The sequence below is a fragment of the Neobacillus sp. YIM B06451 genome, from assembly GCF_032667185.1.
Lineage (GTDB): Bacteria > Bacillota > Bacilli > Bacillales > Cytobacillaceae > Bacillus_D.
In genome coordinates this window covers 165,436-189,547 of sequence record NZ_JAVFKJ010000001.1, presented here as the reverse complement: position 1 = coordinate 189,547, position 24,112 = coordinate 165,436, and the positions used below count along the sequence as shown (strand labels likewise).

At 46.6% G+C, this 24,112-nt stretch carries 21 protein-coding genes and 1 riboswitch; of the genes, 8 read left to right on the top strand and 13 right to left on the bottom strand.

Annotation, left to right across the window (positions count from 1 at the left end):
• Positions 1-40 precede the first annotated feature (40 nt).
• The 4 genes from RB160_RS00825 to RB160_RS00810 form a co-directional block, all read right to left on the bottom strand.
• Entirely contained in the window at positions 41-670 is a 630-nt protein-coding gene (locus RB160_RS00825; RefSeq protein ID WP_316568315.1) for a methylthioribulose 1-phosphate dehydratase, read from the bottom strand.
• On the bottom strand, positions 664-1,338 hold the full coding sequence (locus tag RB160_RS00820) for a 2-hydroxy-3-keto-5-methylthiopentenyl-1-phosphate phosphatase (protein ID WP_316568314.1): 675 nt from the start codon (positions 1,336-1,338) through the stop codon (positions 664-666). Before RB160_RS00820 ends, RB160_RS00825 begins: the two co-directional genes overlap by 7 nt.
• Positions 1,335-2,543 carry a 2,3-diketo-5-methylthiopentyl-1-phosphate enolase gene (locus RB160_RS00815; RefSeq protein ID WP_316569033.1) on the bottom strand — a complete coding sequence of 403 codons (1,209 nt, stop codon included), beginning with the start codon at positions 2,541-2,543 and terminating at the stop codon, positions 1,335-1,337. The genes RB160_RS00820 and RB160_RS00815 overlap by 4 nt, the downstream gene beginning before the upstream one ends.
• Positions 2,544-2,659: 116 nt before the next feature.
• A riboswitch (SAM riboswitch) is annotated at positions 2,660-2,762 on the bottom strand.
• An 84-nt stretch (positions 2,763-2,846) separates the two neighbouring features.
• Positions 2,847-4,019, bottom strand: coding sequence for a pyridoxal phosphate-dependent aminotransferase (locus tag RB160_RS00810; protein WP_316568313.1), 1,173 nt, complete (start codon positions 4,017-4,019; stop codon positions 2,847-2,849).
• A 133-nt stretch (positions 4,020-4,152) separates the two neighbouring features.
• Here RB160_RS00810 and RB160_RS00805 point away from each other — a divergent pair, with 133 nt between their 5' ends.
• Positions 4,153-4,935 (top strand): carbon-nitrogen family hydrolase, encoded by a 783-nt coding sequence (locus tag RB160_RS00805; RefSeq protein ID WP_316569032.1) that lies wholly within the window; start codon positions 4,153-4,155, stop codon positions 4,933-4,935.
• Between the two features lie 43 nt (positions 4,936-4,978).
• On the opposite strand, the gene RB160_RS00800 is transcribed toward RB160_RS00805, so the two are convergent.
• From RB160_RS00800 to RB160_RS00790, 3 genes are all read right to left on the bottom strand, one after another.
• The gene (locus tag RB160_RS00800; protein WP_316568312.1) at positions 4,979-5,563 is read right to left on the bottom strand and encodes a DUF2087 domain-containing protein; all 585 of its coding nucleotides are present in this window, start codon (positions 5,561-5,563) and stop codon (positions 4,979-4,981) included.
• A 428-nt stretch (positions 5,564-5,991) separates the two neighbouring features.
• Positions 5,992-8,286 carry a thiamine pyrophosphate-dependent enzyme gene (locus RB160_RS00795; RefSeq protein WP_316568311.1) on the bottom strand — a complete coding sequence of 765 codons (2,295 nt, stop codon included), beginning with the start codon at positions 8,284-8,286 and terminating at the stop codon, positions 5,992-5,994.
• Between the two features lie 3 nt (positions 8,287-8,289).
• Positions 8,290-9,300 carry a 2-oxoacid:acceptor oxidoreductase family protein gene (locus RB160_RS00790; RefSeq protein WP_316568310.1) on the bottom strand — a complete coding sequence of 337 codons (1,011 nt, stop codon included), beginning with the start codon at positions 9,298-9,300 and terminating at the stop codon, positions 8,290-8,292.
• A gap of 322 nt (positions 9,301-9,622) precedes the next feature.
• On the opposite strand from RB160_RS00790, the gene RB160_RS00785 reads away from it, so the two are divergent.
• Together RB160_RS00785 and RB160_RS00780 are read left to right on the top strand one after the other, a co-directional pair.
• Positions 9,623-10,654: an acyltransferase family protein gene (locus tag RB160_RS00785; protein ID WP_316568309.1), complete on the top strand. Its 1,032-nt coding sequence runs from the start codon at positions 9,623-9,625 to the stop codon at positions 10,652-10,654.
• Between the two features lie 165 nt (positions 10,655-10,819).
• Positions 10,820-12,565, top strand: coding sequence for a B12-binding domain-containing radical SAM protein (locus RB160_RS00780; RefSeq protein WP_316568308.1), 1,746 nt, complete (start codon positions 10,820-10,822; stop codon positions 12,563-12,565).
• 16 nt (positions 12,566-12,581) lie between these two features.
• Here RB160_RS00780 and RB160_RS00775 read toward each other — a convergent pair whose 3' ends face one another.
• Together RB160_RS00775 and RB160_RS00770 are read right to left on the bottom strand one after the other, a co-directional pair.
• Positions 12,582-12,734: a hypothetical protein gene (locus RB160_RS00775; protein ID WP_316568307.1), complete on the bottom strand. Its 153-nt coding sequence runs from the start codon at positions 12,732-12,734 to the stop codon at positions 12,582-12,584.
• A complete protein-coding gene (locus tag RB160_RS00770) occupies positions 12,734-12,895 on the bottom strand; it encodes a hypothetical protein (RefSeq protein ID WP_316568306.1) in 162 nt (53 codons plus the stop codon). Before RB160_RS00770 ends, RB160_RS00775 begins: the two co-directional genes overlap by 1 nt.
• Before the next feature lie 150 nt (positions 12,896-13,045).
• Between RB160_RS00770 and RB160_RS00765 the strand changes: the two genes are divergently transcribed.
• The 4 genes from RB160_RS00765 to RB160_RS00750 all read left to right on the top strand — a co-directional run bounded on the left by RB160_RS00765 (position 13,046) and on the right by RB160_RS00750 (position 16,604).
• The gene (locus RB160_RS00765) at positions 13,046-13,393 is read left to right on the top strand and encodes a DUF3905 domain-containing protein (RefSeq protein ID WP_316568305.1); all 348 of its coding nucleotides are present in this window, start codon (positions 13,046-13,048) and stop codon (positions 13,391-13,393) included.
• A 121-nt stretch (positions 13,394-13,514) separates the two neighbouring features.
• Positions 13,515-14,939: a glycolate oxidase subunit GlcD gene (gene glcD / locus RB160_RS00760; protein ID WP_316568304.1), complete on the top strand. Its 1,425-nt coding sequence runs from the start codon at positions 13,515-13,517 to the stop codon at positions 14,937-14,939.
• Positions 14,936-16,276 (top strand): (Fe-S)-binding protein, encoded by a 1,341-nt coding sequence (locus RB160_RS00755; RefSeq protein WP_316568303.1) that lies wholly within the window; start codon positions 14,936-14,938, stop codon positions 16,274-16,276. The genes glcD and RB160_RS00755 overlap by 4 nt, the downstream gene beginning before the upstream one ends.
• A gap of 127 nt (positions 16,277-16,403) precedes the next feature.
• Positions 16,404-16,604 (top strand): alpha/beta-type small acid-soluble spore protein, encoded by a 201-nt coding sequence (locus RB160_RS00750; protein ID WP_059173753.1) that lies wholly within the window; start codon positions 16,404-16,406, stop codon positions 16,602-16,604.
• Positions 16,605-16,632: 28 nt separating this feature from the next.
• Here RB160_RS00750 and RB160_RS00745 read toward each other — a convergent pair whose 3' ends face one another.
• The 4 genes from RB160_RS00745 to RB160_RS00730 form a co-directional block, all read right to left on the bottom strand.
• A complete protein-coding gene (locus RB160_RS00745; protein ID WP_316568302.1) occupies positions 16,633-17,940 on the bottom strand; it encodes an anti-sigma factor domain-containing protein in 1,308 nt (435 codons plus the stop codon).
• Complete coding sequence (gene sigI / locus RB160_RS00740) at positions 17,937-18,692, bottom strand: RNA polymerase sigma factor SigI (RefSeq protein ID WP_316568301.1); 756 nt, start codon at positions 18,690-18,692, stop codon at positions 17,937-17,939. The genes RB160_RS00745 and sigI overlap by 4 nt, the downstream gene beginning before the upstream one ends.
• A 119-nt stretch (positions 18,693-18,811) precedes the next feature.
• Positions 18,812-19,912 (bottom strand): DUF5667 domain-containing protein, encoded by a 1,101-nt coding sequence (locus RB160_RS00735; RefSeq protein WP_316568300.1) that lies wholly within the window; start codon positions 19,910-19,912, stop codon positions 18,812-18,814.
• A 195-nt stretch (positions 19,913-20,107) separates the two neighbouring features.
• The gene (locus RB160_RS00730) at positions 20,108-21,688 is read right to left on the bottom strand and encodes a peptide chain release factor 3 (RefSeq protein WP_316568299.1); all 1,581 of its coding nucleotides are present in this window, start codon (positions 21,686-21,688) and stop codon (positions 20,108-20,110) included.
• A 400-nt stretch (positions 21,689-22,088) separates the two neighbouring features.
• Between RB160_RS00730 and RB160_RS00725 the strand changes: the two genes are divergently transcribed.
• Positions 22,089-23,825 carry an AAA family ATPase gene (locus RB160_RS00725; protein WP_316569031.1) on the top strand — a complete coding sequence of 579 codons (1,737 nt, stop codon included), beginning with the start codon at positions 22,089-22,091 and terminating at the stop codon, positions 23,823-23,825.
• The last annotated feature ends 287 nt before the right edge of the window (positions 23,826-24,112 follow it).

Here is a 24,112-nt window from a genome sequence, read left to right as displayed (position 1 = left end):
TCCGCTCCAATCAGCCAGAAGGCTTCCGTTTCAATAATTTTTACACTACCCTGAACAATTGGATTGGTTTGTGTTCGAGAAGGCGGAGCTGATATTTGAATAAAAATTCGGATGCCTCCAATAGCTTCTTCGCCTCGAATGCACTTCTTCCCCATACGGTGATTCCATGATTGCGAATTAGCACCGCTCCCGTGTCGCCATGGACGTGCTGCGCAAATTCCTTGGCCAAAGTCGGGATATGGGCATAATTCCGGATAATCGGGATTTTCAAAACCGCATCCTCATCCCATTTATCAAACGCCTTGATAATCTCCTGCCCTTGGAACGACACTTCCCCGCGGTCCCCGTAAATTTCGGATATGACATTGTTGTCGATGGTATGGACATGAAGGCTGCAGCCCGCTTTCGTCCTTCTGTATATTTCAACGTGGAGGAGCGTTTCGGCTGAAGGCTTCAAATGGGTTTCTCCCACCGGCCTGCCATACTCATCTACCAGCAAAAAGTCTTCATCCGTCCTCTTCCGTTTGTCCTTCCCGCTAGCTGTGACAAGGAATTGCAGCGGCCTGTCGCTTACCTTTATCGCAAGGTTGCCGCTTGTTCCCATAAACCAATCACGTCCGGAAAGTTCATCCTTCACATCTGCAAGCTCATTCCACTTTACATTCAGCATGCCTGCTCCTTCACCCCTGTCCTTTTTATAATTGTTTCGATGCAATCAAGGAAGTTTTCAAATGGTGAATGGGGAAGACCCCATTCTTCACACTTTTCCAAAAGCAAGTCCCGGGCCAGGACGAAATCGGCCTGTTTTGCCGCTTCAAGGTCGGTGACTGAATCGCCTATAACAATTTTAAAATAATCATCCCCGTGTCCAAGCCTCCTGATGACACTTGGCTTACAGCAGCCGCAGTCATTTTCGCAGCTTTCATCACAGCTGTTGGGCCAAAGGATGCGAATTGTTTCGCCACCAAAGTCCGCACCGTTGCAGAAAATGCCGTCAAACGGACCGTATTCGGAAAGGACTGGATGAACAAAGAAATCGATCCCGCCGCTTACGATATATAAAGGGATGCCTTCTTTCCTTGTAAAAGAGACAAACTCTCCGAAACCCTCCCTGATTCTTGCCTGTTCAACCGCAAATTCGGCAATCTGGTTTTTCTGTTCCGATGGGAGCAGTGAAAATAGTTCCCCAACCCCTTTCCTAATGGAGATTTCTCCTGAAAGAATCCGATCCTTAATCCGTTCCCATCCAGGCGGAGCAAATGTCTTCATGATTGCTATGATGTTATCCTTTTCGGTAACCGTCCCGTCAAAGTCACAGTAAATCACAGGTTTTTTCATCTCAAGGCCTCCTCTTGCGGTGCACCCCATAATTCCAACGCTTCTTGAAGTTCAGGGTGGTATGCGGCCGAACTGGACAAGCTGTGGCCAGCTAGAACTGCTTCAATCGCCTGCCGGAATGCCTTCCCTCCAGCCGCCGCGCCTCGTGGATGTCCATGGACTCCACCGCCCGCATTGATGACCGAATCAATTCCGAAATCGGAAATGAGCAAAGGTACAAGGCCAGGGTGGATTCCTGCCGACGGTACCGGGAACGCCTTTTTGTACGGCTCGTCCTTCGTCAGTTCCTTTGCAATCCCGAGCGCTCTTTCCCTTTCAAGCGCCACCGAACCGTACGGTGATGGGAATAATGAGAGGTCCGCTCCGGCATACCTTAGCAATTTTCCTAAAAGGAGCGAGTGGGAGACCCCATATACAGACGATGATGCGATTGCCCCGCTGAATGCCGGATGCGCCATGATCGGCAGGCCTATATTATCGTCCTCCCTTAGTTCCTGCAGCACGTCTAGGCCGTAGGAAAAAACATTGACCAATAGGGCATCCGCACCTGCTTCCGCAAACCTTTTTGCCTTTCCCCTCAGTTCCGAAGTCCTCCCCGTCAGGTTCACAGCGTAAAGTGTCCTATGCCCCGTTTCGGAAAACACTTCATCCAAGATTCGGCGCCCGGCCTGAATCCTTTTACCTGATGGAGTCAGGGGGTTCTCAAAAAGAATTTCGTCATCCTTGACGATGTCAATTCCCCCCAATGCCTGCTCCTTTAATTGGCTTGAAAGGAAATCAAGCTCCTTCCCAATGACTCCTTTAAAGATGCTCATCAAAAGGGGGCGGCGATGGACGTTAAGCTTTTCCCTTAGACCCTCAATCCCAAGGCGGGGGCCTGGGAAATAGCTTTTCAGCTCCTCACTGAATTCAAGGTCAAGCAGCCGGATTTTCCCATCAAGGGACAATTTCCCAAAGACGGTAGTTATAATGGCGGGAAGGTCGGCGGAAAAGTTGGCTGCGGGATAAGCAATCGAGATTTTCGCAATATTTTCGCTGATTTGTTCAGCAGATACTACTCTTCCTTTGTGTTTCTTTAGCTGCTCCTTTTCAAGGGCGGGCAGGCTGGTCCAAGAACCGACCGTCAGGCCCAAGGCTATTTCCTCCGCTTTTTTCTCGGGATTCTTTTCATCCCGGACATGATATGTCGCTACCAATTCACTCATGATGTCCTTCCTTTCCAGGGCAGTGTTCCATGTTCCATCCAACACAGAGTTGATTTTGTTTTTTGGCATTAAAAAAACCCCTTCCAAAGAAGAGGTTAGCACGGCAAACTAATCTCTTCTCATCTATCAGCTTTCGCTGCAAGAATTAGCACCGTGCTTAAAAATAAGTCGGTTGCCGGGCTTCATAGGGCTAGTCCCTCCGCCTGCTCTTGATAAGAAATGATTTTTATATATTTACTATTTTCATAATGTTAAGATTTAATTTGGATTATCGCAGGAAATAAATTCATTGTCAAACATTTTTTAAAAAATATCCAAAGCCTTTATCCGCCGAACCGCTTCCGACAGCCTCTCTTCCGATGCGAGGAGGCCAACACGGACATAACCCTCGCCAAATCGGCCAAAGCCAATGCCCGGGGCAACCATGATATGCGCTTTTTCCAACAGAAAGTCGGCAAATTCCATCGAACTGAATCCTTCCGGAACCTTCAGCCAGGCAAAAAACGAACCAGCGGGTGCATTGACATCCCAGCCAATTTCTCTTAATCCGCCAATTAACGCACTTCTCCTGCTTTCATACAAGCGGACAAGTTCCCCAACACAATCCTGTGGGCCATTAAGCGCCTCCGCGGCCGCTTCCTGGACAGCCCCGAACAGGGAAACATACAAATGGTCCTGTATCAGTTCAATTGCTGAGATAACACTTTTGTTGCCAACAGCAAAACCGACCCTCCACCCTGCCATGTTATATGTTTTTGAGAGAGTATAAATTTCAATGCCAATCTCTTTCGCTCCTTCTGATTGAAGGAAGCTGACGGGCCTTTCCCCCTCAAATCCTATTGCCCCGTAGGCAAAATCATGGACAACGCAAATGCCATGCTTATTTGACAGCGACACGGTTTCATCAAAGAACTCCTTTGTCGCAACCGCGCCGGTAGGATTGTTCGGATAGTTGAGAATCATGAGTTTCGTATTGTACAAAACTTCAGTTGGAATCGTACCGTAATCGGGAAGGAAGCCGTTTTCCTCAAGGAGCGGCATCATCTCAAGCTTCGCCTGTGCAAGGGCTGCGCCCGATAAATAATCCGGATAGCCCGGGTCAGGAACAAGCATTGTGTCTCCCGGGTTAAGCAAGCATTGCGGAATTTCCACAAGGCCGGCTTTCCCTCCAAAGAGGATGGCCACCTCCGTATCCGGGTCCAAATCAACATTGTATTCCCGTTTATAAAAATTGGCCGCTGCCTCTTTTAAGTATTTGTATCCCTGAAAAGGAGAATATTTGTGGTTAACCGGATTTTCGGCAGCCAGCTGGAGCCGCTTCACAATGTGAGGCGGTGTAGGCTGGTCCGGGTTTCCCTGCCCGAGGTTGATCACATCATGTCCCTGCGCAATCGCCTCGCCCACCTTTTTGACAAGCCCAGCAAAAAACTGCCCCGGAAGGCTGTTCAATAATTCGGACTTCGGGTATTCCTTCACAATAGACCACCTGCTTTAAAATTTTTAAATGGATTAATATATTCATGGAAATCTAGTCACAAATGATATAACGTAATAGGTATCTTGTAAAGAGGTTTTTTACTTTTCTGAATTGGGGGAATTTAACTTGAAGATGAAAATTGCCATCGCGCAAATGGATATTGCATATGGAAATCCCGAAGAGAACTATGCCATTGCGGACAGATTGATTGGCGAGGCTGTTAAAGAGAATCCCGATTTTGTTGTCCTTCCCGAACTATGGACGACGGGATACGACCTAGAAAGGCTTGATGAAATTGCCGACGGCCAGGCTGCTGAATCCATAGCCTTTCTCGTTAAAAAAGCGTCGGAGAACAAGATCAACCTGATCGGTGGATCGGTTGCGAACCGCACCGGGGCCGGCGTGGAAAATACGATGCTCGTCGTTTCAAAAGAAGGCAGCCTTGTCCATACGTACAGCAAGCTCCATCTGTTTCAATTGATGAACGAACAACACTACTTTATACCGGGAACAGGAACCGCCAATTTTGAACTTGACGGCCGGACGCTTGCCGGCTTTGTCTGCTACGACATCCGCTTTCCCGAATGGCTCAGGAAGCATGCGTCAAAAGGGGCGGAAGCTATCTTCGTGGTAGCGGAATGGCCAAAACCAAGGGTTGCCCATTGGCGCTCGCTCCTGATTGCAAGGGCAATTGAAAACCAGTGCTATGTCATCGCCTGCAACCGGGCAGGTAGCGATCCGAAAAATGTATTCGCCGGCCATTCAATGATCATTGACCCGTGGGGCGAAATACTTGCTGAAGCAGGAGAAGGAGAGGAAATCCTTACTGCTGAAATCGATTTTGAAAAGGTGAAGGAAGTGCGTGGGATTATTCCCGTCTTTGAAGACAGAAGGCCGGAACATTATAGAGACTAGTATAACAAAGGAGGCTCGATAGACGAGGCCTCCTTTTTGTGTTTTATGGCTTAGCCCACATTTCTTCCGGATTCAGCTCATATATTGCATTTTCCCTGTACATGTAATGGTTGATGATAAATTCCCTGCGAATGGTCGCATAATCCTCGTGAAACTTTTTAATATACTCGTTTATTTCCTTTTCCTCGTATTTCACACCCTTTTTCAGCCCTTTTACAATATGCTCAAATACAAATAGCTTTTTCTTCCGCTGAGCCGGAATGTTTTTCAGCTTCCCTTCCGTTGTGAAGAAGTTGCTGATAACCTTCTGCCTCTCTTGGTTTGTTGCATTAGCCATTTCGTCTAGTTCCTCCCCTTGCCGTTCCGCAAGCTGTGTTAACGCCTTCGCTTGCTGCCCAAGCACTTTTTCATTCAGGTAAAAATAAATAGTATTTTTGTCCCTTTTTTCAAATACGACATGCACATCCCGGAGTTTTTTCAAATGATGGGTAATCGTTGGCGGGGTAAGCCCGAGCTTACCCGCAATTGCCTGGCCATGAAGCGGGCCACTTGCCAGGAGCGCAACAATGCGTATCCGAGTGGGATCGCCCATCGCTTTATAAAAAGCAACCAGCTTGTCTAATTGCATATTCATCACCTTAGTAGATTTGATATATATCTAATTAGATTTATATCAAATCTACATCTTGCAGTCAAGAGGGGTTGGGGTAAATTTTCTGATATGGGCCGGCTAAACCCGGTTTGCGATTTTGTCCGAAATGTGACAGTTTTCGATAAGTGGATGGAAATTTTCGTTATCCCTCTAAAAGTTTTCGATATATCTAAAATTTTTTCGATAACGGCACGAAATTTTTCGATATATTTTCCGAGCTCAAAAAAAAACAGTCGTTTTACATTTTAAGGTCGGACAAATTCGCCATTGCGACTAAAATGAAGCTGGAAACTGGAAGCCTTCCAAAAAAAACACGCCAATCCCGGTTTTAAAATAAAAAAAGCGGCCCTTTTTCATAAAATGGGACCGCTTCACTTAAATTTTTGGTGCCTCGCTCAATTTTTTTATAGCATCGGATGGTCGTGTTTAGCTTTCAGGCGCTGCCAGCGGTTTTCGATTTCCTTTTCGAATGCCGCGAGCATTTCCTTATTTTCTTCCTTAAGTAAATGCTTTGATTTACCCATATATTTCAGCCATTCGGACGCAGGCACTCGCTTATCTTTTTCCTCTGGATTGTACGTAATCGTTGTGGAGCCCTGTTCGATTTCATACAGCGGGAAGAAACAGGAATTGACTGCTGCTTCCATGATGGTGTTGCCGTACCGGTCCTCAGATTTCCAGTTCAGTGGGCAGGTAATCAGTATTTTTCCATAAACGGTACCGACATTTTGCGCATACCACTGCGCCTTTGCACCTTTTTTGACTAGGTCCTGAGGGAATGCTTCCGTACCTGTGAAGACGTACGGAATATTCGCCGCGGCCATCAGCTGTGCCGTGTCCTTATGATGGAAGCTCTTGCCTTTTTGCGTTTTCCCGACACTCGTAGTGCTTGTCATATGGCCCATAGGCGTTGAGTATGACATTTGCGAACCAGTATTCATATAACCTTCATTATCGTACTCTACGATGATCAGCTTATGGCCGCGAAGCGCGGTGCCAATCGCAGAGCCCATTCCGATATCCATTCCACCGTCGCCGGTAACCATCACAAACGTTACATCATCGGCAATCTCGATTTCCCCACGTTTTTGCAGCTCAAAGAAAGCCTCGACCGTACCGGACAATGTTGCCGCCCCGTTCTGGAAAAGGTTGTGGATCATTGTTTGCTTGTGTGAAGTGTACGGATACGCTGTCGTCGTTACATAGGCGCACCCGGTCTGATAAAGAACAACGATATCGCCCTCGATACCTTTAAAGAAAAGCTCAAGTCCTGGGAATATGCCGCATCCCGGGCAAGCGCCATGGCCGGAACCGAGCCGCTTCGGCTTCGCTGCAAGCGCCCTGAGCGGAGGGATTTTCACCTTCAGTTTGCCGGTTTCCTCATCCATTTTTACGTCGATTAGGCCAGAATTATACGTTTCTCCGTATTGCGGTTCAATGACAGGCTTGAGCGCTTTTTCCGGGTTGCCTGGAACAATTCCGTAATAATCGAACGGCTTTTCTGCATATCCTTTTTCTGCTGCGCCGATTGCAAGTTCAAAAAATGCTTCAGCATCGTCCGCGTAAAAATCTTTGCCGCCTAGGCCGAACACCCTGCTCAGGACAATGGTCGCGTTATCCCTGTCGTCCTGTAACGCCGATTTCACTTCATGAGTCAAATTCGGCCCGTGGGCGCCATATGAATCTGCCCGCTCGCCAACAAGCAATGCCTTGACGTTCTTAAGGGCTTCGCGGATTTCCTTCGCCGGGAATGGCCTGATGATGTTTGGTGAAATGACCCCTGCCTTGATTCCTCTGGATCTTAACTTGTCAACAACATCCTTGGCTGATTCGGCCGCGGAATTTAGGAGGAACAAGGCAACTTCAGCATCTTCCATTTTATAAAGGTCAAGGACAGGGTATTCCCTTCCGGAGAGCTTTGCGTACTCGGCCGTAACTTCCTTGAAAACTTCGCCCGCAGCGTAAATCGCTTCGGATTGCTGGAAGTGGTTATTCATCAGGTCCTCGCCATTCATATGCGCGCCAATCGTAACCGGTTTTTTAGGATTCCTAGCAAAATTGTAGTCGACCGGGCACTCGCCGACGAATTTCTGGACAACCGCTCGATCCTTGAAATATTCAACCCGCCTCTTTTGGTGAGAGGTGAAAAATCCATCATAGGCAACGATGACAGGCAGACGCACCTTAGAATGCTCTGCGATCTTCAGGGCCATGATATTCATGTCATATACTGCCTGCGGTGTTTTCGCGGTCAGGATGACCCAACCCGTATTCAAACCGTAATAAAGGTCTGAATGGTCTCCCCTGATATCAAGCGGTCCACTGACCGCCCTTGTCACCAGATTCATGACCATCGGAAAGCGCGTTCCCGCCTGGACCGGGAGCTGCTCAATCATATATAAAAACCCGTTCGCACTCGTCGCGTTGAACACACGCGCCCCTGTTGCCGCCGCACCGTAGCAAATCCCCGCAGAGCCATGTTCACCATCAGCCGGGATTAGCTTAATGTCATGCTCGCCCCTCGCCTTCATCATGTCAAGGTATTGGGCGACCTCGGTTGACGGTGTGATAGGGAAATATCCCATTATATGATAATTGATCTGCGCGGCTGCCATCGCCGCCATTTCGTTGCCGGACTCAAATGTCAGCACTTGCTCCGCTTTTGCATTTTCTTTTAATTGTTCCTCTAGCATTGCCATATTTTATATCCTCCCCGCCGCATAAGGAAAGTTTTGCCTGACCCGGTTGGCTTCCGCATAGCCAATCGTTTCGCGCAGATCGCTGAGCGCATCGGTTGGGCATGCCTCAACACATTTCAGGCAGCCTTTGCAGTATTGATAATCGATGCCTTTCAAAAACATTTGCTCCCTGCCGCGCTTGTCCTCTCCTTTTTCCCAAACAAAGCAGAAATCAGGGCAAACCGTATCACATGAAGCACAGTGGATGCACTTTTCGATTTTCAATTCTGGAAGGAATCCTTGCCTTGATCCGCTTAAATCTTTAAGGATGCTGTTCGCCGGAGCGATAATGGCGCCGCCTATCTCCTGGGTAAAATAGCCAAGCTGCGGAAGCGGCCGGGAAAAGGTCTTCCCTTCCGCACCGACCGGCGCATCATAATGCTTGAAACGGACTTCATTGTATCCACGCTCAAACGTCCTGATGTTCGGTTCGACCATATGCGGGTATTTCTTTTCAAATGTTTTCCTGATTACTTTCTTCATCGCATCCGGGTCAAGAAAATCGCAAATCCGGAAGAGCGCTCCAAGCATTGCTGTATTGACCTTCGTTTTCTCTTCCACTGAGATTGTGAGCGCGTCGACAATCGCGAGGGTCCCGTATTCAAGTTGCAAATCCTTTTTGATGCCGTCAAAATCCCGTGGTGAATTGACTAGAACAATTCCCTCTGCATCCAGGCCGCTTACAACATCGACCATTTTATACAAAGCCTCATGGAAAATACCTATGATATGCGGCTGTTCAATCGGGCTGTGATCCCGTATTTCCACATCAGGTTCACAAAAACGGATAAAGCTCTTTACAGGCGAACCCTTTTTCTCAGAACCATACGATGAAAAATTCGAACCATTCAGCCCAAGCCCGAGTACCCCTGCTTCAGCAAGCATTTTTCCGGCCAGGTTTGCCCCGAGGCCGCCAATCGATTCAAGGCGAATTTCAAAAAATCCAAGTTCATTTCTTTTTGGCAGTATAGACATGTTTTCCCTCCCATTTCCCTCTTACATTTTCAATGCAGAGTTAAAAGCCTGCATTCCCCACCATCTATTTTAGGCAACAGGAAATATTTACGCTGTGACAAATGTTATACACCCCTATTAAAATTTAGATACAGCCCGAACACCTTTTTCATGAATACAGGTTTTGCAAAGGCTGAAGGTTATGCATAACAACTAGTACAGATAACCTGTTGTAATATAACAGACTTAGAAACCCTAATGGATTTCATTACCTGTTTCATCAAAATCGTTTTCGGGTAACAATTAAGTGGGATAGCTGGGGGTCTCTTAGTTGGAGGAAATAATGAAAAAACGAAACTACTACTTTGATAACGCAAAATTCATTCTGATTTTTCTCGTTGTTTTCGGCCATTTGCTAAGGGCGTTCATTGAGGATAATGAGGTCTTTTTCGCACTTTACAAGGCAATATACACCTTTCATATGCCCGCTTTCATCCTGATCTCTGGTTTTTTCGCCAAGGGATTCAATGAAAAGGGATATGTTGCGAAAATAGCAAAAAAATTAATACTTCCGTATATCATTTTCCAGGTAATCTATTCGGTTTTTTACTATTACCTTTACCAGAAACCAAACTTCAGGATTGACCCGTTTGATCCACATTGGTCACTATGGTTTTTGGTCAGCATGTTCTGCTGGAACTTGATGCTGATTCTATTTACGAAAATCAGGCCATCTTTTGCCATTACGGCGGCGTTTGCAATCGGATTGCTGATTGGCTATGTCGGGTGGATTTCGAATTACTTGAGCCTTTCCAGGACGTTTGTGTTTTTCCCGTTGTTCCTGGTTGGCTACCATATGAAAAAAGAACATTTTTATTCGCTGTTCACCATCAGGAAACGGATACTCGCGCTTGGAATATTCCTCGCGGTTTTCATAGGTTTTTATTTATATCCGGATACGCAGTATCAGTGGCTGCTAGGTTCCAAGCCGTACGAGGCAATGGGGGCCGCATCAGTCTGGGCCATGTTTAAACGCCTCGGTATTTATGCATTGAGCCTTGTCATGGTGATGAGCTTTTTCGCCTTTGTCCCAAGGAAGCAATATTTCTTTACGACGCTTGGAAAAAACACGCTTTACGTCTACCTTCTGCACGGTTTCTTCGTCAAGGTTTTCCGTGAAAGCAACTTTGCTTCCTATTTTGATGAGACGGAAAGGATTGTCCTGCTCGCCGGCATGTCACTTATCATTGTCCTTGGGCTGTCAAGCAAGCTGATTACATCCTTTACCCAACCGCTGATTGAATTGAGAACCTCGCAGATGAAAAAACTTCTAGGAAGGCTGTCAGTCGGCCTGCGGCTTAACCAAGGACGCTAATAAAGCTAGAGAATCCCAAATCCTTACATCCCTTCCGACAGCCGGAAGGGATTTTTTTATTCCGTAAGTTTGTATCCCCTTTCCTATTAAATTTTCCTTCCTTTTACAACCTGGCGTGATTATACTAAAATACTGATTAAGAACCTTTTCGAGGAGTTACTAAAAATGAAAATCATCTGTTCAACATTGAACGCGAAATATATCCACACAAATCTTGCAATCCGATACCTAAAGGCATATGCGGCTCCCGAATTTGGCATTGAACTGGCGGAGTATACGATTAAGGACCCTGCCATGAACATCGTTTCGGACCTGATTGCAAAAAAGCCGGACGTTATCGGTTTCAGCTGTTACATTTGGAACATTGAAGAAACGCTTAAAGTGATTTCGATGATAAAAAAAATCAATCCTTCCATCACCATTGTCCTTGGCGGGCCGGAAGTTACGTATGATACTACAGAATGGATGGAAAAAGTGCCTGAAGCGGATTTTATCGTTATCGGTGAGGGCGAGGCAGCATTCAAGCAGCTTCTGATGGAACTGGATAGCGGGGCGCCAAAGCTTGAAAACGTACCCGGTTTGGCATACAGGCAGGATGGCAAGGTTAAATTCAATCTCCAGTCCGGCAAGCTCGATTTGAAGGAAATCCCTTCCCCCTATCGTTTCCCGGAAGATATCCCCCAGCTTGCAAAACGGGTCACGTACATCGAAACAAGCCGGGGCTGCCCGTTCAGCTGCCAATTTTGCCTATCGTCCATTGAGGTGGGGGTCCGTTATTTCGACAGGGAGAAAATCAAGGAAGACATTCGCCATTTGATGGCAAATGGGGCAAAAACGATAAAATTTGTCGATCGGACATTTAATATAAGCAGGAGCTATGCAATGGACATGTTCCGCTTCCTTATAGACGAACACCTGCCCGGAACTGTTTTTCAATTTGAAATAACAGCCGATATCATGCGCCCGGAGGTTATTGAATTCCTTAACAAGGAAGCGCCTCACGGGTTGTTCCGTTTTGAAATCGGCGTCCAGTCAACTAACGACTATACGAATGAACTTGTGATGAGGAAGCAGAATTTTGAAAAACTGAAGCGGACTGTCACAATGGTGAAGGAAGGCGGCAAAATCGACCAGCATCTTGACCTGATAGCCGGCCTGCCGGAGGAAAACTATCAATCTTTCCGAAAAACCTTCAATGATGTATTTGAGATGAGGCCGGAAGAATTGCAGCTCGGTTTCCTGAAAATGCTCCGCGGGACTGGCCTAAGGCTTCGCGCGGATGAGCATGATTACATTTTTATGGATCAGGCCCCTTATGAAATTCTCGGAAACAATGTCCTCCCTTTCGAAGATATCATCCGTATTAAGCAGGTTGAGGATGTTTTGGAAAAATACTGGAACAGCCACCGCATGGATGCGACGATTGAGTATTTGATTGCCCAGGAATTCGAATCACCTTTTGATTTCTTCCAGGAGTTCGGTGCCTATTGGGATGAAAAGGGCTGGGCCAGGATTGGCCATCAGCTTGAGGACCTGTACAAACGCCTCCATACCTTCCTGGAATCACGGAATACCCGGAATCTTGACATTGTAGAGGGACTCATGATGTTCGACTATTTGTCGAGGCAGAAATACAGCCCGCGAAAACCATGGTGGGAAAAACGCTTCGATAAAAAAGACAGGAGCTCTCTATACCAGCGCATCCTGGCGGAACCGTCCATTGCCGGGAAAGCATTTGAAAGACTCGGCCTCTCTGAAAAGGAAATGTACAAGCATACGATATTGGAGCCTCTAGCCTTTGATCTGAACGCCTACATGTCATCAGGTGAAATCCGGACAGTCCCTTCCGCATTGGCGGTTTACTATGACCCGTCCGGAAAAGGGCCTCTACTTGGTTCATTCGCACAATAAGCCGGCAAATGCCGGCTTATTTTTTTCCTTTTTCGGGTTCATCCTTATCCTTTTTAAGCTCTTCGCCCCTGCTCATTGCAAAAAGTTCATATAGTTTGATCCCGTTTACATCCCCGAATTCAATGCTGAATTCTTCCTGTCTGCCTTGTTTTTGGACCCTCTCCTTCATCAGCCCCGCCCTTTCCGCCCAAGATTGGAATTACGGTTAGCCCCTTTCATCGGGTCTTCCTCGTGGGCAAGTTCTGCGGAAAAATCCGACTCCCGGGTATTTTTATATGGGGTCTTGCTATATTTCTCGACCGCATTCCGTTCCGCTTTACGCTTAGCCATAGATGATGCCTCCTTTTTTATTAGTCTCTTTCACTTATAGTTTTTTCATGCATACCTTTTAAAGCGAACATTCACCCCAAGCACGGGCCTTCCTGCCGGGATAAAAACACCCATTTTTTCAAAAAATAATCCAAAAAAGGAGGAAAGAGAATGACAAAGGATGCGGACGGTTTAAAACGGCCAGAAATTGACGGAACTCTCCCACACCAAATCAATGCACCCGACTTCAAAGGAACGGGCAGGAACATGGAACCGCCTTTTGTGAATCGACATGGCGTAATTATTGGGGACAGCTCCTATACTTCCCCAAACTCCCCTCTTGAAAATTGGTCAGAAGAAACGGATCCAGAAATTATGGCCGGCAATGAATGGGTCCATCCAACAAACGATATCGGCTGGAACACCGCCGAAAACAGGGAGCTGCTTGAAATTAGGCGAAAGCCAAAAGCTGCCCCCTTCATGCATCCGAATATCGATACAGGAAAAGAAACAGATTAACTATCCAGAACCGACCCCCACATGCGGGGCGGTTCTTTCTTGTTCATTTTAAAGGCGTCAATCTACAATTAGGTTTATAATGGCTTTAAGGCTGTACTTCAAAGGATGGGAGGAATCATCTATGTTGGCGCAAGGAATTTCAGAGGAGATAAAAAAGAAGTTCATCGCAATTGTATCGCAGGAAAATTACGAAGATACACAAACGAGCCGGCTCGTTTATTCTTATGATGCGACACCAAATTACCAGGCACTACCTGAAGCAGTCATTAGCCCGAGGAATACCCGGGAAGTATCAGAGGTACTGAAGATTTGCAATGAACACCGGATACCGGTCGTCCCAAGGGGGTCAGGGACGAACCTATGTGGGGGTACATGCCCGGTCGAAGGAGGAATCGTCCTCCTTTTCAAACATATGAATAAAATCCTTGAAATTGATGAAGCGAATTTGACGATTACTGTCCAGCCTGGTGTTTTAACTGGCCAAATCATCCAGGCCGTCGAAGCGAGGGGGCTTTTTTACCCGCCGGACCCAGGGTCAATGAAAATCTCGACAATAGCTGGCAATATCAACGAAAATGCCGGTGGGCTCCGGGGCTTGAAATATGGCGTTACGAGGGATTATGTAATTGGCCTGGAGGCGGTATTGCCGAATGGCGATATTATCCGGACGGGCGGAAAGCTTGCCAAGGATGTCGCAGGCTACGATTTCACACGCCTGTTTGTCGGCTCCGAAGGTACACTTTGTGTCGTAACCGAAGCAATCTTGAAACTCCTTCCCCTGCCGGAAACAAAAAGGACGGGGCTCGCACTTTTCAGGGACCTTGAATCGGCTGCCACGGCGGTATCGAAAATCATCGCAAATAAAATCATTCCGGCTACCCTTGAATTCCTTGACAATGCAACCATCAGGGTCGTTGAGGATTATGTAAAAATCGGCCTTCCCGTCCATGCCGAGGCAATCCTATTGATTGAACAGGACGGCCCGCCGGAAATCGTTGAGCGCGACATGGCTAAAATAACGGAAATTTGCTTGCAGGAAAACGCGTTTTCTGTCGAGGTCGCGAGAACGGAACAGGAAGCCGAAGCGCTAAGGATGGCAAGAAGGACGGCATTATCCGCCCTTGCTAGGCTTGCACCTACAACAATTCTCGAGGATGCGACAGTGCCTCGCTCGGAGATTGCCAGAATGGTTAAATCAATTACTGAAATCGCCGGGAAATACAATCTTAATATTTGCACATTCGGCCATGCCGGCGACGGGAACCTTCACCCGACCTGCCCGACCGATATCCGGAACCGCGAAGAGATGGATCGTGTCGAAAAGGCGTTCGAAGAAATTTTCGCTAGAGCCATCGAGCTAGGCGGAACCATAACTGGCGAGCACGGAGTCGGGATTATGAAGGCCCCATACCTTGAGATGAAATTGGGAAAAGAAGGCGTTGCAGCCATGAGGGCAGTCAAGGCGGCGCTTGATCCGAACAACATCATGAACCCAGGAAAAATCTTTGCTGGAGACAGCCGGAATCGGGTGGTGGTATCAAGATGACAACGGTAAAGGAAATGAAATCCATCGAGCGGGGTTTTAAAACAAGGATGGATGAAGACGAATTATTGAATTGTATGCGATGTGGATTCTGCCTCCCAAGCTGTCCGACCTATATCGATTCCGGATTTCAGGAGAACCATTCGCCACGGGGCCGCATTGCGCTGATGAAGGCAGTCGCGGATGGGCTAATCGAGCCGGATGAAGGCTTTGAGCGTTCATTGGACCTTTGCCTTGGCTGCAGGGCATGTGAGACGGTCTGCCCGTCCGGAGTCAGATATGGCTCCCTCCTTGAGGAAGCACGCGATATTATCGCAAGCAACAAAACCTATTCGCTGCCGGTGCGAGTTGCCAGAAAGGCCGCTTTTAGCGGGCTGTTTCCACACCAAAACCGCATGCGCACGGTGGCAGGCCTGATTGGGTTTTACCAAAGATCCGGTTTGCAAACGGCCGCCAGGAAAATTGGGTTTATGAGCCTCCTTCCGGAAGGGCTCGCTTCCATGGAAAAAATACTGCCTGATGTACCACCAATGAAGGAATTAAAAAACAGGCCCGATTTTATGCCGGCATCAGGCGAAAAGACAATGAGGGTTGCATTTTTCAGGGGCTGTTTGATGGATACGATGTTTCTTGAAACAAACAATGCGACAATCAAGCTTCTCCAGCTCGCAGGCTGTGATGTGGTTATTCCGAAAACCCAGGCTTGCTGCGGCGCCCTCCACGGCCATTATGGAGAAAAAGATTCCGCAATGGAATTGGCGAAAAGAAATATTGAAGCGTTTGAAGGGACAGAAGCGGATTATATTATATCCAACGCTGGCGGATGCGGCGGCTTCCTTGTCGAATACGGCCACCTGTTTCAAAATGATGCAAAATGGAGAACGCGTGCCGAGTCCTTCTCCGGCAAGGTAAAGGACTTATCCGAAATTTTAATTGAAGCCGGTTTCCTGGAAAAAGTTAAGTTGATGCTTCCACTGCAAATCGTTACGTATCAGGATTCCTGCCATTTACGGAATGCTATGAAATCGTCCTCCGCTCCGAGAGCTTTGTTAATGGCGTTAGAAGGCGCGGAATACCGGGAAATGGATGAAGCGGACCGCTGCTGCGGCTCAGCAGGCATCTATAATATTTTGGAATCGGAAATGTCAATGAAGGTTCTTGATTACAAAATGGATAAAGTAAAAGAAACACATGCTGCAACGATTGTAACCGCGAATCCTGGCTGCCTGCTGCAAATGAAGCTTGGCATTGAGCGTGAAGGCTTATCCAAGTCGATGCGAGCGGTCCATATAGCCGATTTGCTTCTTGAGGCTGTAGCACCGAAAACGCAAGCATTGTAAAAGTGCCGATGTTTTCCTTCTGGATTTGCCACCCGGAAAAAGAATTACCACTTATATTTTCTGTCTCCTCCCGAAAAACTATACCTACAGAGATACATTCTCTGATGTTAGTGAAGGAGTGAGATCCATGGCAAGAAACAGCAATAAGTTGCTTGTTCCCGGTGTGGAACAATTCCTTGACCAGGTCAAATATGAAATTGCCCAGGAGTTTGGCGTCCAGTTGGGATCGGATACAGTTTCCCGCGCAAATGGTTCTGTTGGCGGAGAAATTACGAAACGCCTCGTTCGCCAGGCCCAGGCTCAAATGACCGGGCAAAACAACCAATAACAACCGAATACAAATGGAAAAAGTCCGGCTATTTGCCGGACTTCCCTTTTTCACTATTTTTTGGTTCAGCTTCCTGCCAATTGTTTTTTGAGGTTGAATCTTTGCTTTCTTTCTTCTCCAGCTTACTGTTATCTTTCTGGCCATTGTTTTCTTGTTTATTGCCCTTTTCCCCATTCTTGTTTTTAGAATCATGGGTGTGGTTCTGGCCATTATTATTGCCTTGCTTGCTATGAGCATTTGACTTTTGGCTGCCGTTCCCTTTTAAGCTGTTCTTATCCTTCTTGTTGTCTTTCTTTTGATTCGGGTCACCACCTTTTACATCACTGCCCTTTTTTCCCTGGTTATCCCCCTTGCCATTCCCGTTGTTTTGTTCGTTGCCTTTTTCTTTACCTTTTCCATTTTCCTTATTGCCATTGCTATGGGTTTTCCCTTTTTGATTGCTGTTGTTTTCTTTAGGTTTGCCCTCTTGTTTTCCTTTACCATTTTCAGCATTCGGGTTTTTAGTTCCATTGCCTTTGTTTTCAGGATTTAAAGGTACGACTGGCTTAAGAGGATCAGCTTTCTTTGTCTGGCCTGGAGCAGATGATTTTCCTTCATTTGCTTTAACCGCTGAGTGGCTTGCCGCAGGATTGTCCTTCACAGCCGGATTCACATCAGCCTGCTGTTCGGCAGAAACCCCAGCCTTGTAATTGCCGGTTGTCTTTCCCTGTTTACGGGCTTCCTTCAATTCCCTTGCCGAAGCGCTCACAATCGTTACATCGTGTTTATCCCTTTTCGCTGCGTCGGAGATTTCCTTGACTGTCTCCTTTAGCCTTAGGTCGGCCTTTTCTTCTTTTTCTCCAGTTTTTACAGTGGAAATGATAACTTTATTCGTTTTTGCAAAATAGCCCTGGCGCCCAATTTCGGAAAGGATTTTCTCCGCTACTTCGGATACATCTTCCTTTTTCCAATCTTTAAGCCGCGAGACTATTTTCTTTCCTTCATCGTTATAGCCATCCATTCTCAGGACCTGCATTTTCTCATTAACCCCTAGCTCAATGCTAGGGTTCACATCAATGGACATATATGCGTAGACCTGATTGCTGCTGTTCAGCGGGAATATCACAGAAGCCATAATGATCAATGCCGCGGCTGCGGACATCCAAACCTTCTTCATACCGGCCAGCTTTGCAATCGCGTTTCTCTTTTCTCTATGCGATTGGGTTGCAGGTTCAAATGTAATCTCCTGGCCAATCGAGTATACCTTTCCTTTCCTACGCGCCCTTAAAAATTCTCCCTCAGGGGTTAATAAGGTTAGAAACGACTCATCCATTTCCAAAATGATACCTGTTCTCATGAATCAAGCACCCCTTTTATATAATCCTTCATATATACATAATCATCGGACATGATCAAAGCCATTGCGATAATGTACTTCCTGTTCCGTTCAAGCGTTTTTCGGCTGACATGAACCAAATCTTCCAATTGCTTCATTGGAAGCCGTTTTTTAACGAGAAGGCTTTCCCGTAATTCCTCATTTTCAGCAAGAAGCCTTGCCGCCTCGATCGCGTTCTTTCGCGCATCCGCGTGTTTTGGCGCCTGGTCGACCAAATCTTGGAGGCTTAAGTCATAATCACGCAGATGTTTCTGGAAACGAAGAATTTCTTCCCTCCTCAATTCCTCATCCGTCTTTTTCCGGTAGTCATCAAGCGATATTTCATTTTCGATTAATGATCCCCTCGAATCAGGTTCTCCCGCATCTGTCTGAAGCTCAAAGCTTACGGTCTGATTCTTTGCTTCCTTCCGGATATGGTCAATGACACGCCTCTTTATAAGTACTTCCGCAAAGCTCAGGAGCGAGCTTCCTTTATCAGGCGAATATTTTTGAATTGCTTCATTAAACGCAATAAGGCCTATGCTAAACTCATCGTCTGATTGAACGATATATCTTTTGCATACAACCGAAACAGTTTTGGCAATGAACGGCTTATAGGCTTCAATCAGTTCATTATTCAGCTTCTTGTCGCCCTGCTGTATTAGTCTGACAGACTCTTCTAGCGTTTGCTTCTTTTTTCTGGCTAAGAACAATAAGCTTAGCATAAACCTCACCTCTCTAATCCCCAATTATAGCATATGAGAGATGCCTGTGGTTTAATTGGGAGAAAAGATAGCCCAAATAGGACTATCTTTTCGATTGCTCCATGCTTATGGATTCCGCCTGGTCAGCCTTAGTTGCCGTTCTTGCCATTTTCGGCTCCATTGCCGTTTGCTTTCTTTTCAACTTTTACTTGTGCTTTCGCCTCAACCTTGGCGGCTTTTTCAGCCTGCTTCACTTCTTTTGCCTGCTGTTTTGCCTGGCTGCGGACTTCCTTTACTTCCTGTTGCGCTTGCTTGCGTACTTCTTTTGCTTTTTGCTTTGCTTCCTGCTTAGCAGCGGATGCCGGTACAGCAGGCGTGGCAGGGACAGCTTTTATTGCAGCATTTTTACCTTTAGTCTCTTCCTTTACAGTAACCTCAGCTTCAGCAGATACGGCCTTGTCGGTTTGAGTTGATTTTTCAGTTTCGTTTGTCTTGGCCACTTCGTCTGTATTTTCCGGTGCTTCGTCTTTTTTATCAATTTCGGATTTTTCTTGCTCTTGAACAGATTTTTCAGCCTTTTCAGCCATTTTAGCTAGCGTTTTGTCGATGTTTTTCTGAAGGGCAGCCCTGGCTGTTGGATTTTTAACTTTTTCAAGCGCGGCTTTCAGCGCAATAATGTTATTGCGGACTAGCTCATCACTTGATTCTGTCTTGTCTTCATCTTGTTCAGTGGCTTCTTCTTCCACTGGCTGTTGCTCAGTGCCTTCTGTTTTGTCTTCAGCTTTTTGCTCGTCCGATTTTTGCTCCTCTTCTATAGGTTCTTCGGACTTTTGCTCATCGGTTGTTTCTTCCTGCTTTGCATCGTATTCGTTCAGAAAGGCAATACCGTCCTGAAGGGTTTTAACCGCCAAGTCTTCTTTTCCGGCATTGAAAAGCTCTTCTGCCTCAGCAAGCCTTTCTGCGGCATATCCCGCCAACAAATCAGCTTCTTTTTCCTTATCGAATGTAATGGCTAGCTTGATTTTTTCAAGAGCGATTTTTACAAAGTAGAAGAAATCGCCAGGTATCAAAGCCGGCTTTTCAGCATCGTTCTTTACTTGGACATCGGTCGTAACTGACGTTTCAGCCTGAACCTTCTGTCCCTCCTTAAGTGTGTCCGCGGACGCGAGTGCTGGCGAGAATGCAACTGTTCCTGCAAGGGCCATCGCCATTGCTGCTTTAGTTAATTTTTTCATTTCTACGTTTTTCATTGTTGTCACCTCGTGAAAGATTGTAGCGGCCGCTTTCATTAAACCTTACGCAGCCAGGGTGTGTTTTTCTGTGGGTAATAGAAAAAATATGTTCTTAACAATGAAAAAGGGCGATCAATTTATGCTGCAGAGTGAACTAAAAAACAAAAGGCCGCAGCTCGGTGCGCTGCAGCCTTTTTAACTCGGTAAAACCTGTTACTCATGCATATCCATTGGATTGTAAAGTTTTATTTCAGGATTTTTATCCTGGAACCATCTTAAGGCAAATTCATTTTCAAAAAGGAACACATACTTTCCGAATCGATCCTTGACGAGAAGGCTGCGTGAATTAGAGAGGTTTTCATTTACTGTTTCCCCTTCAACCCATCTTGCTACTTTTGAGCCGAGGCGTTCCATAATGACATCGGAATTGTATTCATTTTTCATCCTGTGTTCAAAAACCTCGAACTGAAGCACCCCAACGGCACCGAGCAAATATTCTTCCATCCTGGCTGTTTTGAAAAGCTGGATGGCTCCTTCCTGGACAAGCTGTTCAATTCCTTTATAGAAAGACTTCTGCTTCATCACGTTCTTCGCTGACACTTTTACAAAAAGTTCTGGGGTAAACTGTGGCAGACGCTCAAACTGGAACTGGGTCTTGCCACCAGTTATCGTATCGCCAATCTGGTATGTCCCCGTGTCATAAAGGCCGATAATATCCCCGCTGACCGCCTCTTCAACGGTGCTCCGCTCTTCCGCCATAAAAGAAGTAGATTGTGAAAGCTTAATTTGTTTCCCAAGTCTTGGCACATTTACGCTCATCCCGCGCTCGAATTTTCCTGAACAAACCCTTACGAAAGCAATCCTGTCACGGTGGGCAGGATTCATGTTCGCCTGGATTTTAAAAATAAAGCCTGAGAAGGTCTCGGAAAGGGGATCGATTTCACCTATCGAGGAATTACGCGGTTTTGGCGGTGGAGCGAATTCCAGGTAGGATTCCAGGAAAGTCTGGACGCCAAAAGTAGTTAGCGCGCTTCCGAAGAAGACAGGCGTCAAGTTCCCTTCTGCGATGCGTTCGGGCGAAAACTCGTTCCCCGCCTCATTCAGCAGCAATACTTCTTCAAGGGTCTGATCATATAATCCCGTTTTTTTAATCGGGTGGTCCCCTTCAATTTCACCGTCATCATTCAATGGAATGAAACGGTCTTTTTCATCAACCCGGAACTGCTCAATCCTGTTGTGGTACCTGTCGTAAATGCCAAGGAATTCCTTTCCCATGCCGATCGGCCAATTCATCGGGTACGATTCAATCCCAAGGACTTCCTCCAGTTCAGCTAGCAGCTCAAGCGGCGGTTTCCCCTGGCGGTCCAGTTTGTTCATGAACGTGAAAATTGGAATCCCCCGCATTCGGCAAACCTTGAACAGCTTCATCGTCTGTTCCTCGATTCCTTTCGCGGAGTCGATGATCATGACGGCGCTGTCGACAGCCATCAGCGTCCTATAGGTGTCCTCACTGAAATCCTGGTGTCCAGGTGTATCAAGGATATTGACCCTGAAGCCGTCGTAATCGAATTGCATAACACTTGATGTAACGGAAATTCCGCGCTGTTTCTCGATTTCCATCCAGTCACTTGTCGCGAATTTACCGGTCTTTTTTGCTTTAACAGTTCCCGCATCACGGATTGCCCCTCCAAAAAGGAGCAATTTCTCCGTCATTGTTGTCTTCCCGGCATCCGGGTGGGAAATAATCGCAAAAGTCCTTCTTGAGAGGACTTCTTCTTTTAAACTCTTACCCATTTTTGTATCCTCACTTTTGACAATTTAGATTTTGTCCGTAATTTCTATCTTATCCTTGAGCAATAAAGTTTGCAATCCTGAATATTTTCCTTATTAACAGGGAGTTCCTTTTGAAAAAAAACAAATATGGCTGAAATGTGTCCATATTGGGGGTGATGCCGAAAAAAACAAATTGCATTTTCGTTTAGGTTTTCAGTTCGATTTATACGCCGAAAGTCCCTTCCCTACAATGCCCTCGATGTGTTTGGAGTGCTAAAATACTCATAAATTCACAGGTTGTTCATATCCCTTACTGCTAATTTCCTGCAATTCCCATTGGGGATAATTCTCTTTCCCTATTTATTACAAATGGTATTTTCATATAATAGAGATAGACATAAAGGAGTTGAGCATAGTGGATATGAGTAAAAAAGCTTTAAATAAATTCATTCCGCTGATTGTAGCAGTGATAATAGCAGCCGCGGGAATTACTTGGACAATACAGTCTACGGCAAAAGAAACCGTTATTCCGTACTCTTCAATGGAAAATAAAATCAAGGCGGAAAACGGTAAAATGGTCTCACTTGAAGAACGGTCCGATGGCAGCCTGACATTAACAACAAGCGAGGGGAAATTTATGGCAAAAGTGCCACCAAACAGCCAAATGGCAGATGAATTGGTTTCCAAATACAAGGTTGATTATACATTTACGAACAGCAGCAAGTACGGAAAGTGGATTATGGGTGGGGTCATTGTTTCATTGGCAGCCGCGGCGTTTGCTCTTCAAAAAGCAAAAGGCGGCAGCGGAATTGGCGTTTCAAACACAATGAAAAACAGCCTTTCCAAAGCCAGGCCACTGCCGGAAATCTCCCTAAAGGATGTAGGCGGACTGGGTGAAGAAATGAAAGAAGAAATCCTCCAGACGCTTTCCATTATAAAAGAACCGGAACGCTCCTCGAAGCTTGGAATCAAGCCGCCAAAAGGTATCCTTCTATATGGGCCTCCGGGAACAGGTAAAACACTATTGGCGCAGGCGATCGCAAAAGAACTTGGCGCATCATTTTTTTCAACAAGCGGCTCAGCCTTCAACGAACTGTTTGTCGGAGTAGGTGCTTCAAGGGTTAGGAGCCTGTTCCAAAATGCGAGGAAGCAGACACCTGCAGTCATTTTTATTGATGAAGTGGATGCCCTTGCCGGGAAACGAAAAGCGCTTGGCGGCGAGGAATCCGAAAAGACGCTTACGGAGCTGCTTGTCCAGCTTGATGGCGGACATTCAAATGACGGAATTTTATTTGTGGCGGCAACAAACCGAAAAGACATGCTGGATGATGCATTCCTCCGTCCAGGAAGGGTCGACTTCTCGTTCCAGGTTCCGCTGCCCGATACAAAGGGCCGCAGGGAAATCATTGAGATCCACACGAAAGGCAAAGCGCTTGCCGACGATGTGATGGCATCACTTGATGGCCTCGCAGAAAGTACATCTGGATTTTCCGGTGCCGATTTAAGCATGCTTTTTGAAACAGCCAGCCGCAGGGCAGTCAGGAACGGGCAGGATATCATTACAAAGGCAGACCTTGACTATGCGCTGGACAGGACCATCCTAGGCAGTACATCACGTGAGCTTCAGGATTCCGATACAAAACGGCGGGTGGCAATCCATGAAGCAGGCCACGCCATTGTGGCTGCAATCACAAAGCCGGGATCCGTCCGGAAAGCAACCATCATTCCAAGGGGTGACGCACTCGGCTATGTCGCACCAATTCCAAAAGAACTTCATCTTTCGACTACCAGCGACCTCCTTGACAGGATTGCAATGATTTTGGCAGGCGGCGTCGCCGAGAGGATGTTCCTTGGCGAGCACAGCATCGGGGTAAGCGGCGATGTTCGGCAGGCAAAACATATTATTGAACAAATGGTCGACACTGGCATGCTTCAGGATGGGTTCACCCTCACCTTCGTAAAAGCCGAAAAGGAAGCAAAAATGCAAGAACTATTCCAAAACGGACTTGAAAAGTCCGAACTGATTATACGTTCAAACCGCCAGGCTTATGAACAATTGGTGGAAGCTCTTCTGAAAAAAGAAACTCTCGAAGGCTCCGAAGTCGAAGAAATTATCGCCTCCTGCAGAGCCGCAGAGGAAGATTATATTTACGCATAAAAAACAAAATGCGAAAGCGCCTTCGCGACAAGCAAAAACCGCTTGTCCCTGCGATGATTATCCTCAGGAGCTTTCCTTAGTGGTCAGCCCCGACAAGCATAAGACGGGGCCCGCAGGACGGGCCTGCCCTCCGGAGGGAACCGGCTTATGACCTCGAGGGGCTAGGACGCTCCTCGAAAAAGCTATCGCTTTTTCTTCGTGCGAGGATTATGCTTCCGAAGCTTACTCTTGTGGAGCTGGATTACAATAACTTATTTCGAGTTATCCACGAGGTTCCATTATAAAAC